Origin of the sequence: Holdemania massiliensis, from assembly GCF_022440805.1 — a bacterium.
In the GTDB taxonomy this organism is placed as follows: Bacteria; Bacillota_I; Bacilli_A; order Erysipelotrichales; family Erysipelotrichaceae; genus Holdemania; species Holdemania massiliensis_A.
Genome location: NZ_JAKNTK010000001.1, coordinates 3,960,533 through 3,976,850, shown reverse-complemented (window position 1 = coordinate 3,976,850; position 16,318 = coordinate 3,960,533). Strand labels below are relative to the sequence as shown.

General features: G+C 47.9%; 17 protein-coding genes. 9 read left to right on the top strand and 8 right to left on the bottom strand.

The window, feature by feature from the left end; translation table 11 throughout:
- The first annotated feature begins 189 nt into the window (after positions 1–189).
- The 7 genes from MCG46_RS18525 (at position 190) to ftsH (ending at position 7,615) form a co-directional block, all read left to right on the top strand.
- Positions 190–1,854, top strand: a complete 1,665-nt coding sequence (locus MCG46_RS18525; protein WP_240281292.1) for an HlyD family efflux transporter periplasmic adaptor subunit — start codon at positions 190–192, stop codon at positions 1,852–1,854.
- Entirely contained in the window at positions 1,851–2,573 is a 723-nt protein-coding gene (locus MCG46_RS18520; protein WP_240281291.1) for an ABC transporter ATP-binding protein, read from the top strand. Before MCG46_RS18525 ends, MCG46_RS18520 begins: the two co-directional genes overlap by 4 nt.
- Positions 2,560–3,849, top strand: coding sequence for an ABC transporter permease (locus tag MCG46_RS18515; protein ID WP_240281290.1), 1,290 nt, complete (start codon positions 2,560–2,562; stop codon positions 3,847–3,849). The genes MCG46_RS18520 and MCG46_RS18515 overlap by 14 nt, the downstream gene beginning before the upstream one ends.
- A 107-nt stretch (positions 3,850–3,956) precedes the next feature.
- Positions 3,957–4,526, top strand: a complete 570-nt coding sequence (locus MCG46_RS18510) for a hypothetical protein (protein WP_240281289.1) — start codon at positions 3,957–3,959, stop codon at positions 4,524–4,526.
- 128 nt (positions 4,527–4,654) lie between these two features.
- Positions 4,655–5,221 (top strand): hypothetical protein, encoded by a 567-nt coding sequence (locus MCG46_RS18505; RefSeq protein WP_240281288.1) that lies wholly within the window; start codon positions 4,655–4,657, stop codon positions 5,219–5,221.
- A gap of 112 nt (positions 5,222–5,333) precedes the next feature.
- Positions 5,334–5,768 (top strand): MarR family winged helix-turn-helix transcriptional regulator, encoded by a 435-nt coding sequence (locus MCG46_RS18500; protein WP_240281287.1) that lies wholly within the window; start codon positions 5,334–5,336, stop codon positions 5,766–5,768.
- Positions 5,765–7,615, top strand: coding sequence for an ATP-dependent zinc metalloprotease FtsH (gene ftsH / locus MCG46_RS18495; protein WP_240281286.1), 1,851 nt, complete (start codon positions 5,765–5,767; stop codon positions 7,613–7,615). Before MCG46_RS18500 ends, ftsH begins: the two co-directional genes overlap by 4 nt.
- An 82-nt stretch (positions 7,616–7,697) precedes the next feature.
- Here the strand turns inward: ftsH and MCG46_RS18490 are convergent, their stop codons facing one another.
- A complete protein-coding gene (locus MCG46_RS18490; protein WP_240281285.1) occupies positions 7,698–8,012 on the bottom strand; it encodes a hypothetical protein in 315 nt (104 codons plus the stop codon).
- Positions 8,013–8,214: 202 nt separating this feature from the next.
- Here MCG46_RS18490 and MCG46_RS18485 point away from each other — a divergent pair, with 202 nt between their 5' ends.
- The gene (locus MCG46_RS18485; RefSeq protein WP_240281284.1) at positions 8,215–8,976 is read left to right on the top strand and encodes a helix-turn-helix domain-containing protein; all 762 of its coding nucleotides are present in this window, start codon (positions 8,215–8,217) and stop codon (positions 8,974–8,976) included.
- 110 nt (positions 8,977–9,086) lie between these two features.
- Here the strand turns inward: MCG46_RS18485 and MCG46_RS18480 are convergent, their stop codons facing one another.
- The 5 genes from MCG46_RS18480 to MCG46_RS18460 form a co-directional block, all read right to left on the bottom strand.
- Positions 9,087–11,105 carry an ABC transporter permease gene (locus MCG46_RS18480; RefSeq protein WP_240281283.1) on the bottom strand — a complete coding sequence of 673 codons (2,019 nt, stop codon included), beginning with the start codon at positions 11,103–11,105 and terminating at the stop codon, positions 9,087–9,089.
- Positions 11,102–11,869 carry an ABC transporter ATP-binding protein gene (locus tag MCG46_RS18475; protein ID WP_240281282.1) on the bottom strand — a complete coding sequence of 256 codons (768 nt, stop codon included), beginning with the start codon at positions 11,867–11,869 and terminating at the stop codon, positions 11,102–11,104. Before MCG46_RS18475 ends, MCG46_RS18480 begins: the two co-directional genes overlap by 4 nt.
- 121 nt (positions 11,870–11,990) lie before the next feature.
- Positions 11,991–13,001, bottom strand: a complete 1,011-nt coding sequence (locus MCG46_RS18470; protein ID WP_240281281.1) for a sensor histidine kinase — start codon at positions 12,999–13,001, stop codon at positions 11,991–11,993.
- A complete protein-coding gene (locus tag MCG46_RS18465) occupies positions 12,994–13,668 on the bottom strand; it encodes a response regulator transcription factor (protein WP_020225922.1) in 675 nt (224 codons plus the stop codon). The genes MCG46_RS18470 and MCG46_RS18465 overlap by 8 nt, the downstream gene beginning before the upstream one ends.
- Positions 13,669–13,825: 157 nt before the next feature.
- Positions 13,826–14,308 (bottom strand): hypothetical protein, encoded by a 483-nt coding sequence (locus MCG46_RS18460; RefSeq protein ID WP_240281280.1) that lies wholly within the window; start codon positions 14,306–14,308, stop codon positions 13,826–13,828.
- 215 nt (positions 14,309–14,523) lie between these two features.
- Here MCG46_RS18460 and MCG46_RS18455 point away from each other — a divergent pair, with 215 nt between their 5' ends.
- The gene (locus MCG46_RS18455) at positions 14,524–15,105 is read left to right on the top strand and encodes a TetR/AcrR family transcriptional regulator (protein ID WP_154240649.1); all 582 of its coding nucleotides are present in this window, start codon (positions 14,524–14,526) and stop codon (positions 15,103–15,105) included.
- Between the two features lie 57 nt (positions 15,106–15,162).
- On the opposite strand, the gene MCG46_RS18450 is transcribed toward MCG46_RS18455, so the two are convergent.
- Positions 15,163–15,558, bottom strand: a complete 396-nt coding sequence (locus tag MCG46_RS18450) for a hypothetical protein (RefSeq protein ID WP_240281279.1) — start codon at positions 15,556–15,558, stop codon at positions 15,163–15,165.
- A gap of 6 nt (positions 15,559–15,564) precedes the next feature.
- Entirely contained in the window at positions 15,565–16,227 is a 663-nt protein-coding gene (locus tag MCG46_RS18445; protein WP_240281278.1) for an Rpn family recombination-promoting nuclease/putative transposase, read from the bottom strand.
- Between the last annotated feature and the right edge of the window lie 91 nt (positions 16,228–16,318).

The window sequence follows — 16,318 nt, the reverse complement described above, 5'->3', positions numbered from 1 at the left end:
TGAAAGAAAGTGAGCAGGTGAAAAATTACGCAATTTGTCAGAATTCAAGAGGGAAAACCGGAGCACGCGCAGACTTCGCTGAAACTTCGCTTAAAATTCAGTTTACTGTCATGAACAATTCAAAAACAATTCACATTGCCATGGGAGAATAGCGGTGCTTATCAAAGAGTGGAAAGTGAGCGTGATGAAATGAAATTCCAAGGATTGCGGAAATCCCTGCATTGGAACAAAAAGAAAACGTGGATCACCATGATCTGCGTTTGTCTGTTGGGAGCGGGGAGCTTTTATTTTACCCGTCGGGGAACAACTCGGCGGAATAACACCCAGGCTTCGTTTGTGCGGACAACCGTATTGAAGAAAACGACCCTCAACAATTCAATCAGTTTGACCGGAACGGTGGAAAGTGCGGCGGTGTCCAACGTGACGACCAATCAGTCGCTGTCCGTTAAATCGATTCCCGTCCAAGTCGGGGATTGGGTGGAAGCCGGGGATATCATCTGTGTGCTCGACACTGAGGAAATCGACAAGAATATTGAAAAGACACTGGAAAGTCTTCAGGATTCGGTCGATCAGGCCAAAGAAACCTTAGCCAGCGCTGAGGAGAATCTGACATGGGCGCAGAGTGATGCCGACAGCGCCTGGAATACCATGGCGGAAAAAGAAACCGCAATGAACAGTGCGAAGTCCGCTTATGAATCAGCGCGCAGTTCTGTAGATGCCTTCCAGGCTAATGTTGATCAGGCACAGGCTGCGTATCAAAGTTTAATGGAAGCTGAGAATGAGGCTCTTTCTCAATGGAATGCAGCGATCAATTCGGGAGAGTGTTCAGGCTTGGAGGATACGGCATGCACCGCCGGAACGAACTATCAGAATGCCAAACAAGCTTCTAATGAAGCCAAATCCAAGGTTGACAGTGCCCAGCAGGATTTAAAAACAGCGCAGTCCGCAATGAATTATGATGCCTTGGCCGCGGCTTATACTTCTGCGCAGACCGCTTACAACAATGCGGTGAATGCCTGGAACACAGCCAGAAACCAACGGGATACTTGGGAAACAAAAGTCACGGATGCCAAGGAAGCGCTGGAAAAAGCGTCCACCAGTGATGCCTTGGATGATTTATATGAAAAAAGAGCGAATTGTACGTTGACCGCGGAAACAGCCGGAAAGGTGACGGCAATCAATGTGACCGTCGGTTCCATGGCCGGCAACAACACGACGATTGCAACGATTCAGGATACCGAAGCGCTGAAAATTTCAGTGACCATTCCAGAGTATGAAATTCAGAATGTTGAACTGGGAATGCGTGCGAAAATCACAACGGATGCGACCGAGGGTGAAATTGAAGGCACGCTGACGCAGATTTCCCCTGTGGCTTCATCCCAGAACAGCACCGGCTTCTCAGCGGAAGTGACCGTAACGACACCCAACAGCGGCTTATATGTAGGAATTAACGCAACGGTGGAGATCATCCAATCTACGGTAGACAATGTCTTTGTCGTTCCGATTGACGCGGTAGGGACCAATGATCAGGGCGAAGCGGTTGTCTTCGTCAAGGAGTCAGGTTCCGGCGCAGAGGCGGTTTTTAAGGAAGTAAGCGTCACGACCGGCGAGGAAAATGATTACTATATTGAAATCAGTTCTTCCCAACTGAGTGAAGGGATGGAAGTGCGCAGCAGTGCCGATCCAGAACAGGCCCAGGTCAACATGACGGAAAGCAATTCTCAGGACTTTTCCAACAATGCCGGAATTCAGTTTGACATGGGCGGCTCCATGCCTTCCGGTGAGATGCCTTCCGGCGGCGGACCGGGCGGAAACGGCGGCGGTGCGCCAGGCGGCCGGGGAGGCAATGGATGAGTACGCCGCATTTGCCGGTCATCACCATGCAGGGCATCATCAAGCGCTACTATATAGGCAAGCCCAATGAACTTGAGATCCTGCATGGGATTGATCTGCAGGTTGAACCCGGTGAATTTGTCGCTATCGTAGGGGAGAGCGGCAGCGGCAAATCGACGATGATGAACATCTTGGGCGCACTGGACCGTCCTACCGAAGGACATTATCGGCTTAACGGCGTCGATATTCAAACGGCCGGGGATCAGGAGCTGGCGCGGATCCGCAATCAGCAGATCGGCTTTGTTTTTCAGACATTTAACCTGATCGGACGGATGAGCGCGCTTAAAAATGTAGAGCTGCCGATGCTTTATGCCGGCGTTGCCGCCCGGGAACGGACTGAGCGGGCTGGCCGGCTGCTGGAGCTGGTGGGCATGGGCGAGCGGAAGAAACATCAGCCCAATGAACTGTCCGGCGGTCAAAAGCAGCGGGTTGCGATCGCCCGGGCCATGGCCAATGATCCTTCCTTGATTCTGGCGGATGAACCGACCGGCGCCTTGGATACGGCGACCAGCCGGATCGTGATGGATCTGTTTCATAAGCTGCATGAAGAACAGCGGAAAACGATTGTGCTGATTACGCATAATCCGGAACTGGCCGAGGAAACCCAGCGGGTGATCACCCTGCGTGATGGTCAGATCATCAGCGTTCGGAAAGGAGCAGGCGTTCATGGGCGTGCTTGACAATATTCTGATGGCGCTTTCCAGCTTAAAAGCCAATAAAATGCGTTCGCTGTTAACGATGCTGGGAATTATCATCGGCATCAGTTCCGTAATCGCGATCATGACGGTCGGCGACTCACTGACCGGATCCATCACCGACAGCATGGCCGGCATGGGGGCCAGCAACATCACGGTTTCCCTGCAGAAAAAAAGCAGCAGTTCCTCTTCCAACTTCAGCGGCGGCGGCCGGACGTTCATGTTCGGCCCCAGTAATCCCGATGAAAAGGATCTGATCTCGGAAGCCATGATCGCGGAATATCGGTCCCTCTTTGACGGACGCATCACCGCTGTTTCCTGCACGGAAAGTGTCGGCAGCGGAACGATCACGCAGGCAGAAGTGTCCGGCAGCGTCAATGTCACCGGAGTCAATCCCGATGCGTTGATGGTCGAAGATCTGGACATGATCACCGGACGATTTATTAACGATAAAGACAATGCTGACACCAAGCGTTCGGCCGTCATTTCTGATTATCTGGCTGAAAAGCTGTACGGATCAGTGGAAAAAGCGATGGGGGAAAAGCTGGAAGTCAGTTTGAATAACCAGGTTCAGATCTTTTACGTTGTAGGAATTTATCATTACGACACTTCCAGCAGCATGATGACGGCGCTTTCAGACAGCGACAATCTGACGACTTCGATGTATGTGCCTGCCGCTGTGGGTAAGAAGATCACCCAAGCGAACCAGGGCTACCAGTCGATCACGGTTGTGGGGGCGGCTGGTGAAGATGTCGATACACTGCTGAGCGATACCGAAGCTTTTTTCACCAGCTTTTACACCCACAATGAGACCTACACCATTTCTGCATCCAGCATGAAGGAAATGCTGGAAACAATGACGGAGATGCTCGATACAGTGAAGGTGGCGATTGCCGGCATTGCGGCGATCAGCCTGTTGGTCGGCGGGATCGGCGTGATGAACATCATGCTTGTCAGCATCACGGAACGGACGCGTGAGATCGGTACCCGCAAGGCGCTGGGCGCGCCGAATCTGGCGATTCGCGTTCAGTTTATTATTGAAGCGATGATTATCTGCATGATCGCAGGTCTGTTAGGCGTCCTGTTGGGCGTAGCGATGGGAGCAGGTGCGGCTAATCTGCTTGGATATCCGGCTAAGCCTTCAGCCGCGGCCTGTTCGCTGGCGGTCGGCTTCAGTATGGCAATCGGCGTGTTCTTCGGTTACTATCCGGCTAACAAAGCCGCCAAGCTGGATCCGATTGACGCACTGCGTTATGAATAAGCTGGAAAATGAAGCGAATTCGATGAACCCAATGAGGCGGTAAAATAGAATAGTTTCGCTGAAATCCTGTTGTTTCCTGCTATAATAAGGAAAAGGAGATGACCGGGATGCAGCGGATCGAGGCGGGATTAATTCAAAAAGCGATGAGGGAACCCTGGGAAAAGCTGAGCTTTGCGTTCACGCTGAATTTACTGACACTGGTGATCTCCTGGTTCAGCGGAACTCTATGGCTGTTATTCGCCGTTAGTTTGATCGTCGACGTCCTTGTGAGTTTGCAAGCACTCGTGCAAAAGGCGCGGGTTAAACGTTTTGTTCAAACGCTGGAACTGAATGATTCCTATCCGGTGTGCAGGCAGGCGGACAATACGTTCTTTCTGCCCAATAAGCTTATTTCCTGGTACCGCGGACAGGGTCTGTGTGTCCGCTATGAACAGATTAAAACTTGTTATCTCAATCAGATCAATGAGAATTCCCGAATGAAATTTGACAGCCGGCGGCGCAGCTGGAAATTACAGATCAATTGTCGGGATCAGCGCTATACCGTGATTGCATTGGAACACAAAGCGGACTGTATGTTGGTTCTGCGGTTTCTGAAAACGATGAATCCCGCACTGACGGTCTATTATGAGGTGCCGAACAAGCCGTTAACGCTGGAGGAATTACCTGAATTTGAATAAACCCGGATAGGCTGAACGACAGCGGTTCGGGTTTTCTTTTACAATTTCAGTCTTTTGTATAAGAAAAGAATAATGAATACGAGAAATAAGAAAAATATGATACAATGAAGTCAATGGAGGTGAGGGGAATGAAACACATCACGGAACTCATTCAGAAGCAGGTTGTCAAAAAACACAGCCGCGCCTTAATTTTCTATTTGCTTTTATTGATCATCACCGCGTTTTTAGCTTGGGTAAGCCAATCCATCTATGTTGGCTTGTTTCTTATCGTTTGGCTTGCAGCTTTAGCTGTCCGACTGATCCAGGCTGTTCATGAATTAGGTCAGGTCAAACGGTTTACCCAGCAGCTGCGCGGACCGCAGCGGCTGCTTTACCGTCAGGTAGACACGACGTTTTTTATGGAAGACGGCTGGCTTTCCTGGTTTAATAAGCAGGGCGTACAGGGAACTTATGATGAAATTACAATGTGCAGCTATGCTCTGGTGCCGTTAAGAAAATCCGAAAAGCTCTACGCCCCTTGTCAGCTGCAGATCAATACCCAAGATGGCAGAACGACCTTAATTCAGCTGCAGAAGGACAAGGATGCAAAAACCGTTATGCGTTTTCTGAAAACTCAGAATCCAGCCATTCGTTTCTCTGAGAAAGTATCATCATCGTTGGTAAGATTGGAAGAACTGCCGGAAAAAATGGAATGATTTTGTGAGATTGTGTGAAGTGGGGCAGAAGTCTTGTCAGAATAAGAAACAACGCCTATAATCATCAATAAATAGATATTCAATGCATTGAATATTTAGAAATGGAGGAATTATGAGCGAACAAGTCATGGAAATGATGACGCTGATGCGGCAGATCAACATGCGTCTGCATCGCTGCTTACGGGAAGTCTATGAACCATTGGGTCTGACAGGTCCGCAGGCGATTGTCATGCTTGAGCTGTTTCAGCAGGATGAGCAGCGGATATGTGATCTGGCGGCGGCTTCCGGCATGACTGTCAGCAACATCTCGGCAATATGCCAGCGCCTGGAGCGCAACGGCTTTCTGCACCGCATTCGTTCGCAGAAGGATCAGCGGACAGTCCATATCTGTCTGTCAGCCAAGGCCAAACAGCTGATTGCCGACTGTGATCAGCAGCTGCAGCTGCAAAGCGATCAGCTTTCAGCGAAAATGACGCTGCAGGATCTGGAAGAAATCTGCGCAGGTCTGCACAAACTCAATGAGTTCCTGGATCGGGAGGATTTATGAAAACAGAAAAACCAAAAAATAAAAAGCCGTTAATTTATTATTACTTTGTGATGATGATCGCCTTGATGGCGTTTAATCTCTTTGTTACGCCGATGATTCAGAATCAGCGGATCAAGGAAGTCGGCTACAGCGATCTGCTTGCCGCTTTGGATGAAAAGCAGGTCGATGAAGTTGAAGTCGATAATCAGACCGGGAAAATCGCCTATACGATTAAGGACAACAAGAAAAATGTCTTTGTCACCGGAATTATGCCGAACGACCCGGCGCTGACAGATCGTCTGGAACAAAGCGGGGCCCAGTATACCGCGGTGATTCCGCAGCAGAATTCTTTCCTTATGGATATGTTGATGTGGCTGGTGCCGATCATCATCATCCTGGGTGTTGGACAGCTGTTCTCCAAGCAGCTGGCAAAAAAGATGGGTGCCAACACGATGACCTTCGGCAAATCCAATGCCAAGATCTATGTTTCGGCAGAAACCGGCAAGACGTTCAAAGACGTAGCTGGACAGGATGAAGCCAAGGAAGCGCTGAGCGAGATTGTGGACTTTCTGCACAATCCGGATAAATATAAGAAGCTGGGCGCCAAGATGCCGAAAGGCGCGTTGTTAGTCGGGCCTCCGGGTACTGGCAAAACGCTGTTAGCCAAAGCCGTAGCGGGGGAAGCGAGTGTTCCGTTCTTCTCCATCTCCGGCTCGGAATTTGTGGAAATGTTTGTCGGCATGGGTGCGGCGCGGGTTCGTGATCTGTTCAAACAGGCGCAGGAAAAAGCACCGTGTATCGTGTTTATTGATGAAATTGATACGATTGGCAAGAAACGTGACAGTGCCAACGGCATGGGCGGCAATGATGAACGGGAACAGACCCTGAATCAGCTGTTAGCCGAAATGGATGGCTTTGACGGAAGCAAGGGCGTTGTGATTCTGGCAGCGACCAACCGTCCGGAAACGTTGGATAAGGCTTTGTTAAGACCGGGTCGGTTTGATCGGCGGATACCGGTAGAACTGCCGGATTTAAAAGGGCGGGAAGAGATCCTGAAAGTGCATGTCAAGGAAATTGTTGTCAGTGAGGACATCGATTACCGCACGATTGCGCTGTCCACCTCCGGGGCTTCCGGAGCGGAGTTGGCCAATATCGTCAATGAAGCCGCACTGGCCGCTGTGCGCAACGGCCATACGCAGGTCATGCAGCCGGATTTTGATGAAGCGGTCGATACGGTCATCGCGGGCAAGGAACGCAAGGGCGCTGTGATTTCCGAAAAGGAAAAACGAATCATCGCCTATCATGAAATCGGCCATGCCTTAGTCGCGGCGGTTTCCAAAAATTCGGCGCCGGTGCATAAGATTACGATTATCCCGCACACCAATGGTTCGCTTGGCTATACCATGCAGGTTGCCGAGCAGGAGAGCGTGCTGATGAGTAAGGATGAAATTCTGGAAAAGATCCGCACACTGACGGGCGGAAGAGCGGCGGAAGAATTCATGTTCAACATCGTCACTTCCGGCGCTTCCAACGATATTGAACAAGCCACACGGCTGGCGCGGGCGATGGTTGCCCAGTTAGGCATGAGCGATCAATTCGGAATGACTGCCCTGGAAACAGTCAACAACCGTTATCTCAGCGGTGATGCTTCCTTGATCTGTTCGAATGAAACCGCAGCTCTGGTGGATAAAGAAGTCATGGCGATCATCAAGAACGCCCATGCCGAAGCCCGCAAGATTCTGGAAGACAATGCGCAGCTGCTGCATGAAGAAGCGGAATATCTGCTTCAGAAAGAAACGATAACCGGCGAAGAGTTTATGGAAATATTCAGCCGTCATCAGCAGCTGAAAGCTCTGCCGCAGCCCTAAGCTGAATAAAAAAAGAAAGGAAAGTCCGAGTTCGGGATTTTCCTTTTTCTTTTGATTTTGATGCAAAGCACAAAGCGTAATCTTAATGAATAAGAAAATGCGCGGCAGCTGCGATCACTGTCCCCAATACGGCGGACATCACCAGCATGGGCATCCAGGATTTTTTATCTTCTTTCGCAGCCAGGATGATCGTCGGCAAGGCCAGAATCGGTCCCATCAGCCCTTTCAGCCACCAGGCCAGTCCGGCGACCTGGGTATAGACAATCATGAAGGTCAGGATCACATAAAACAAAAATGCGGATGTTATCGAATAGGTATCCAATTTCATTTTGATCATCGGCAGAATGTCGATCACACCAGCGATGACGCCGATCAGACAGGCAATAAAAAAGTTCATCATTTCTCCTCCTTAAGAATCTCTTTCCTTTCATTAGACGAAAGATAAAATGGACTGTGACAGAAAATGATCTGATAAAGCAATGAAATACAATCAACCTGACGTTTCCTGGCAATAAAGGACGCTCGGCGGTCAAACTCAACCGCACGTCGGTCGAAAGTCAAACTGAATTACGCTAAAATAAAGGCAGGAGGACAAAGCAATGTACGAATTGGATAAGAAAGAATTTGGAGCATTCCTCGTGGAATTAAGAAAACAAAAGAAAATGACGCAGAAAGAACTGGCACAGCAATTGTTTGTGTCGGATAAAGCGGTAAGCAAGTGGGAGCGGGGACTGAACATGCCGGATATTACGTTGTTGATTCCTCTGGCTCAGGCCTTGGGCGTCAGTGTGACGGAACTGCTGGAAGGCCGCCGGATGCCAAGCAACGAACCGATGAATGTCACACAGGTTGAGGCGCTGGTGAAAAAAGCCATCACGATGACGGAGGAGGATTCTCAGGTTCTCAAGCAGCGGCGTAAGACATATTGCCGGTTATTGATCGGATGTCTGATTTTGACCGCTGCCGAGTTTTGGATCTTGCTCAAAAGCGGCTATGGACAGCTTGTCAGCGTCAGCAATATCGCCGTGATGGAACTGCTCAGCATCATTTTTGGAATCTATTTCTGTGTAGGAATCAAGGAAAAGCTTCCGGCTTACTACGATGAAAATTCAATCAGCGCCTACAGCGACGGCATTTTCAGAATCAATCTGGCCGGCGTTCATTTCAACAATCGCAACTGGCCGCATATAGTCCAAGCCGGACGGATCTGGTCGTTGGTCACGATGGTTGTCATGCCTCCCTATTACGTGTGGATCGACACGCTGCCGCTGCCGAACTACGGTGTGGTTTTAGCCTGGGTTCTTCCGTTTTTGGGCACATTGTTGATTCCGATGTTTTATTTAGGCAGAAAGTACGAATAACCAAGTCGAAAAAGAAAGTTGACCGCATAAGCAAGAAGAACAAAAGAAAAGACTGCACCTGTCCTGATGATTTATGAATTCAGGATTTAGGGCAGTCTTTTTACTGTCGGTTAAAATGCAACTTCTTTCTTAATGATCTGGGAAGTCATGCGATAGAAGATGAGATAGAAGATTGTAAAGAGGATGGCGCATATACTGACGCAGGTATAGGTGAAGATGGGATTGGTCAGTTTCAGCGCGACCAGCAGAGTCTGCATCAACGGCATCGCAAAACCGGTATGAAGCAGGGCAGTGATCAGAGGAAGGAAGAAGACCAGGACAACCTGACGGTTGATGGTTGCGGAAACCTCCTGTTCATCCATGCCGACCTTCTGCAGGATGAAGTATTGTTCACGATCATCCATTGCTTCTGAAATCTGTTTGAAGTAGATGATCAGAACCGTGGCGGTCAGAAATAAGACGGAGAAGAAAACGCCGACAAACAACAATCCGCCATACATGCTTTTGAATTCCTGACGGTCATAATCCAGACAGGTTGCATAACGGACAGGTGCATCCAGAGCGCGGACTTTCTGATTGAAAGCTTCGTAAAAGGCTGTTCGATCTTCTAATGTTCCAGCATAATTGACGCCGATTCGTGTATTGCTTTCCCACTCGCCTTCCTGCAGATAATCCTGAACAGACATCAGCGACGCTTCGTCCGCGAAGACCAGAAATAACAGTTCACTGGAATTCGAAGTATTCGTACCCCCGCCGTTGTTGTACTTGCGGCAGGAAAAGGGAGTATCGCGCTGGATATCTTGAACCGCATAGGTTTTTCCCTGAATCGTTAAATTTGAAAGCTGAAGCTGTTTATTTCCCGTGAGAATCAAGATTTCATCTTCCTGCAGCTTGGCGGTTTGTCCGCTAATCCGCCGATACGTATCAGCCTGGATCAAAAAGACATCATAGCCATAATCAATCACCGCGCTGCGCAGGCCGATAAGAAAATCGCTGTCAACAAAGGGGCTTAACACATTATCCTGCAGCTTGGAATAAGCATCGGCGTAGCTGTAAATCTGGACGTCTTCGAGAACCACGTTATTTTCCGCAGCCAGTTGTTCAGCGGCTGCGGCAAGCTCATCCTGTTTGGAAGAAGTCAGCTCTCCTGTCAGCGTATAGGTCAGATCATCCGGATTGGATTCGGATAGGGCGTTATCCTCGCCGAAGAATAAGGCCGCACTCCCGCCCATCGTGACTAACAGCATCGTACTGAGGATGCAAATCGTCGTCAGACTGGCCGCATTACGGCGAATCCGATGGGACAACATCGAAACCGCGACGAAATTGTTGGGCTTGTAATAGAAGGATCTGCGTTTTTTCAGCCAGCGCAGAAAGAATGTGATTCCGGATTCAAACAAGATCGAAGTTGCAAAGATGACTAACAGACAATCGAAAAAAAACACCATCAACGCGGTAAACATATTGTTGGTCAAGAGGGCAATGGCGTAAGCGATCCCAAGCACAATCACGCCGATTCCCGTTTTCACAGCGAGAAACCGCACTGGTTTGTCGGCTTGTTTTTCGCTGTGAAGCAGTTCAATCGGATTGATCCGATGAATCTGGAACAAGGAAACCGCAGTTGTGACGATAAATAATCCGAGAAAGACGACGGTTGTGCAGATCAGCGCTGTCAGGGAAAAGGTATACGGAAGCCCATCAGGACTGTTGAGCATCCGCAGCAGGATCATCCACATCAGCTGACCGCCGACAAAGCCCAGAATCAACCCCAAGGCCAGCGAGGCCGTTGTCTGGATCGCATTTTCCCAGAACAGAATCAGTGAAATATGCTTTTTTTCCATGCCCAGGATCGTATATAATCCCAATTCCTTCTTTCGTTTTTTCAACAACATCTGATGGATGGAGATCATAAACAGAATCGCAAACGTAGTGATGACGAAGACGCCTAGCTGGAAGATAAAAGCCAGCGTGGCCCCGCCGCGGATTTCCGGGACATGCGGGTTAAACATCATCGTCATGATCAGAAAATGCAGAAATACGGTCACGGTACTGGCCAGAAAAAAGGGCAGTGTGACGTTCTGCGTGCGCCTGAGATTGGACCAGGCCAGCCGGAATGCATAGCGGATCATAGGCATTCTTCTCCTTGCCGGGTCGCCATGGATAAGGAGGCGGTGATGCGGTCATAAAAGACCTGCTGCGACTGATCGCCGCGGCACAATTCGGCAAACAGCTTGCCGTCGCGGATAAACAATACCCGTTGGGCATGACTGGCAGCCAAGGAGCTGTGCGTGACCATAAGCAGTGTCTGACCTTGCTTGTTGAGCTGATCAAAAATGCTTAGCAGCTGTTGGGAAGAACGGGAATCCAAGGCTCCGGTAGGCTCATCCGCCAGGATCAGACGCGGCTGTGTGATCACCGCTCGGGCAACGGCAGTCCGCTGCTTTTCACCGCCGGAAATTTCAACCGGATAATGCTCCAATAACGCTTCAATCCCTAAACGATCGACAACGGGTTTCAGCCGGCGCTGCATCTCTGCCAGCGGGGTACGGGAGAGCACTAACGGCAGAAGAATGTTGTCGCGGACAGTGAAGGTGTCCAGAAGATTAAAATCCTGGAATACAAAGCCCAGCTTTTCCCGCCGGAAAGCGGCCAGATTTTTTCCCTTCACCAACTTCATGGACTTTCCTTCCAGATAAACCTCACCGCTGGTGGGCATATCCAGTGTTGCCAGGATATTCAGCAGTGTTGATTTACCGGATCCGGAAGCTCCCATAATCGCAACGAATTCACCGGCTTCCACGGAGAAGCTGACCCCGGCCAAAGCGCGGCAAGGCTTTCCTCCGGCGCGGGTGTTATACACTTTTTGAATGTTCTCTGCACGAAGCAGTTCCATTTTGCATCCCTCATTTCTTTCATCTGCCTCCATTTTATCGTGATCAGAAAATTCGCTCCATCGACTTAACGAACAATTTCCCAGGAAATCAAACATTTTTGTCACGATGGAAAGCACCGGATCAACGATAGAAAAACAGGTCGGATTGAGGGAAAATCAGATGAACCTGAGTCCCTTTGTCCTTTTCCGATTCCAGAACCAGCTTGATGTTTAAGGAATCCGCGGTTTTTTTGCAGAGGGTTAAGCCGATCCCGCTAGCTTTAAAATCCTGATGGCCATTATATCCGGTATATCCATGCTCAAACAAACGCTGCTGATCGGCAGCGGAAATGCCCTTGCCGGTGTCGGCGATGATCAGGTGCGGTGCGGGATCTGACTGAAATGTTACGCTGATCGTTCCGGAATCGGTATATTTTAAAGCGTTGGACAACAGCTGTTCCACCATGAAGCCAAGCCATTTCCGGTCGGTGATCACGGTCTGGTGAAACGGAATGAAATCCAGCTGCAGCTTTTTCAGGATAAATGGAAGCGCCTGTTTGCGGATCACTTCCGCGCAGAGTTCCCCCAGATCACAAGGTTCCAGGATTAAATCTTCTTTTAAATTCTCAATTTGGATAGCTTTGAGTGCTGTTTGCGCATATTGTTCAGTGCGCATTAAAGCCAGCTTCATCTCATTAAGATGACTGGCGGAAAGGATATCATCAGGTTCCAGACTTTCAATGATCAAGCTGAGCGAAGCCAGGGGCAGCTTAATCTGATGCATCCACATCGTAACCAGTTCTTCCCGCTGCTGCTGAGCAGTCAGTTGTTTTTGTTTTTCGGAAGTTAAAATTTTGCGCTGTTTGAGGATCAGCTGCTGATAACGCTGTTCCAGGGGATCCTGCGTATCCGGCATCTCCCGTTCCAAACTGATCCAGGCTTCTTCCAAGGCATCGAGCTGATTCAGACGACTGCGATAATTGCGGTAGTCAAACGCCGTAATGATTGCCAATACAGTAACGACGATCAGCGCGGTATAGCCAATCGATGCCAGCGGATACCAATAGAGATACTGCAGGAAAAGAAAAATGATCAGGACAACAGCTGTCCACAGAAACAAAAATTGACGATGCCGCAGATAACTTCTAAGCATGAAGCAGATACCCCAATCCCTTGCGTGTTTCGATGCAGTCCTCGATTCCCAGTTGTTCCATCTTGCGGCGCAGACGGTTGACGTTTACGGTTAAGGTATTTTCATCCACGAAACAGTCGCTGTTCCACAGCTTAAGCATGATTTTCTCCCGGGAAACGACTTTATTTTTATTTTCCAAAAGCAGCTGCAGAATTTTAAACTCATTTTTAGTTAATTCACACTGGCGTCCTTCTTTGCTTAAGGAAGCATCAGCAAGATTAAAGACAGCGCCCTGAAATTCCATCAGGGTTCCGGAAGGTTCATAACTATAGGTCCTGCGCAGCAGGGCCTGAATCCGGGCAACCAGAATTTCCATCGAAAAGGGTTTTGTCAGATAATCATCCCCACCCTGGTTCAAGGCCATGATAATATCGAGATTTTCACTGTGAGAAGACAAAAAAAGAATCGGAACTTTGGAAAGCTTGCGGATCTCAGCACACCAGGCATGACCGCTTTTTCCCGGCAGTGAAACATCCATGATGATCAGCTGCGGCTGAACCTTTAAGAATTCTTTGTCTAATTGATCGAAATCCACAGCGGCTTCACATGGATATCCCCATTTCGTTAAGTTTTCCGAAATCAGACGGGCAAGACTGGGATCGTCCTCAATGATCCATATTTTATTCATTAGTCATCCTCCCTTTTCTTTATTATAACTAAAAAAACGAGAGAAAAGGCGAATGTGACAAAAATGATTGATTCCTCAGTGCAGAAGAAAATGACAGAAGCACACTTCTGCTTGTATACTCAGTGAAAATACTTCTCAAAAATCAAACGGCTAGAATTTATGGGTTAAGCCGAATCCGGACTCCCGCCGCATTTTCAACCTTGTCCAGTTCATTCAGATTGAAATCCGCCGGCAGGATTAAAAAGGAACGTTTCGAATCAAAAAGAAACCATTGGGTTAACGAGCGGTTCATCACCATTTTTAAGTCGGGAGATCCGCGTGAACTATCGAGATCCCAATATTGATATTCAGAATCCGGGAAAAGCGTGCTGGGCGTCATTTTGATATTTTTAAGCTGGATTTCAATTTCACCGGCATGCAGACTCCCATGAAATAGGTTGGATTGATTTACTGTTCCCTGCAGGTGTAATTCGAGATTTTCCGAGGAACAGGCACCCAGGCACCGCATTGTCAATGTTTGATCTATATCGCGCCAACGCATGACTTGGATGATCCGCAGTCCAGTCAAAAGAAAGAAACTCAACAGGAGTATTGCGCTGCCAATCATCATTTTTAAAATCCAGCTTCGATGTTTTTGCATTCTTGTAAGTGCCTTTCTTAATGGAGTGATGGTGGATGTTGATCGGGCTTAAGTAATTTGTATTGAGCCAGGTCAGATCCTGTTTATAATCCGTGTGTTTTCTTAGGTTTTAAGTATCAATTTGACAATAGCGCTTTCGCTCTGTCCTGATTCTAGTTTATAATAAAAAGAAAGAGAAATAAAGATGACGGAAGATATCGATAGGGGAGAAAAGAATGAATCAGGAAAAAACCAGTGAAAAAAGGCTTCGAATTTTGAAATCAGCGGCTAACTTAATTGCACAGAAGGGATATTATGGAGTAGGGTTAAAAGAAATCCTGGATACGTGCGGGATCCCGAAAGGTTCCTTTTATTATTTCTTTCCTGATGGTAAGAATCAGCTTGGGGTTGAGGTGCTGAATTACGCCTATGAACGGATGGAAAAGGGAATCTTGACTTCCATCTTTCCTGTTTCAGATAATGCGGTGGAAGTGTTTGTGAAGATGGCTCATCATATTGCGGATATGCTGACCAATAATAAGGGATATGCTACTTCGCTGGTCATTACGTTTATTGGAATCGAAGCATCGGATATCAGTGCTGAAATGGAAGCCGCCGCCAAGCAGGTCTATATTCGCTGGATTCGCCTGTATCAGGATAAACTGACAGCCTGTGGCTACAGTGAAGAAAAAGCTGCCAATTTAGCTCCGCAGATCTGTGCTCTGATTCATGGCATGACCCTATCCTGTTGGATTCGCAAAGATACCTCGGAATTATCAGCACTGGAACCCGCTATTCGAGCGCTGCTTGAAAAATAAATACATAATAAAAAAAGCTTCGCTTTGAAGCTTTTTTTGCTTAGCTAAAGGGATTCATCATGGATATATCAATCTTACGGTGTTGTCCTTCTTGTTAGACCGCTTGTTTTTAGTCAGTCGCTTAGCGATTTGAGAATCAGAGAAATTGGGATGGGCCTGAATTATTTTTAATATCTTTTCAATGAGAGTGATTTCTTCTTCTAAAGCTTCAGCGATAGCTTCGGCTGTCTTGCCTTTCGCCGCTTTTTTGCGGATCAGATGAACCTTGTTGATCAAAATTCCTTGTTGGAGTCCCTCCTGTCTTCCTTCGAGTTTTCCTTCTATTCTGCCTTTTCGCTCGCCCTTTTTCATGCCATTAAAGTATTGTCCCATTAATTCCATTTCATGCGCCATTTCGTCTGTCTGCCGCATGAATTCAACTGTTTCACGAGGGATAGCTTCCATTATTTCCACCGCCTTTCAACATCCTTCGTCCAATTCCATAATCTTGCGGATCCACGCTCTTTTTGATGGGTCTCCTGCATATTTTAGGACGACTACCCACCGCTCTAAAGCCGTCAGCTGCTCTGTCGGTTTCTTCGCTAAGCGTTCCGCTCTATCTATCTCAATAATACTCAATTGAATATATTCTGTCAAGGATTTCGCATTGCGGCTGCCGACAAAGGAATAGTCTTCAAAATATTGATCCGGATCATCAAAAAATGGGAAATCCGCAATCATTAAGACCCAAATCGGTTTTAATTTTGAGAAGTCCACACCACGGATAGGCTGACTGCTGAACAGGCGGGAGGCGTAAAAGGCAATACGGATCCCTTGTAAAGCTTTGCTTCCTGAGCGCTGCATTTCAACATTAAACATCAGATGATCGTTGATCAAGCCGCGGGCGTCATAGCGGTTGGCTTTTTGATCTTCAAAGTTTACTGTTTCTTCATTGGGAAACAACACAATCTTTTTGATGACGAGCTGGGGATGGATCGCTTGAAGCAGGAATTTAAGAATTTCCAGATTAAAAGGATTACAGAAGACATGTTTGAAGATCCAGTCTTCCGTTAAAGATAATAACTTTTTTCTTTTCACGCGGGACGATTTGTATTTTGTGTTAACCGAATTCATGTTTATCATTAACCCTCCATTATACATATTGCGGAAAAATGGAAAAAGCCCCGCCGAAAATCGAAGAAAATTCATTATTTTAGACAAATGGAAGAAAAGT